The organism is Arcanobacterium bovis, from assembly GCF_004331995.1.
Taxonomy (GTDB): domain Bacteria; phylum Actinomycetota; class Actinomycetes; order Actinomycetales; family Actinomycetaceae; genus Arcanobacterium_A; species Arcanobacterium_A bovis.
Genome location: NZ_SJDT01000024.1, coordinates 1 through 440 on the forward strand (window position 1 = coordinate 1; position 440 = coordinate 440).

Genomic DNA, 440 nt, shown 5'->3' on the forward strand with positions numbered 1-440 from the left:
GTTTGAGCACAGCGGTCAATGATCGAGCGTTTTTCAGCTGACAAGCCACTACTTCCGCCTAGTAACACCTCACATAACGCGAGCACGTAGGAACATTTTGCTCGTAGTGGGTCACCATCAGAATTGTCTACGTTACGGTCAAGATGGAGAGCGTTAATCGTGTCTGTTGATCCGGGCGAAATAACAACCCGTGAAGCTTTCAGCTCGTTCGCCAGTGGGATGTATTCGCGTTCTGGATCAATAATCAGAATCTCATCTGACGGGCGACGAAGAAAGACTTGCATCATCTCAAACTTAGCCAGCTGGGATTTACCCGAACCACTTGTTCCAAGGAAGAAAGCGTTGGAGTTCATTCCCTCGATACGTGATCCGACAATCAAGTTTTTGGACAAAGTGTTTATTCCGTAGAACATGCCGTTGTTGTGCATGATTTCTTGAGT

General features: G+C 46.8%; 1 protein-coding gene. It reads right to left on the reverse strand.

The window, feature by feature from the left end; all coding sequences use genetic code 11:
* Window positions 1-413, reverse strand: a 413-nt coding sequence (locus EZJ44_RS08615; protein WP_241658649.1) for a helicase HerA domain-containing protein, incomplete at its 3' end; no start/stop codon positions are given.
* Window positions 414-440: the final 27 nt, after the last annotated feature.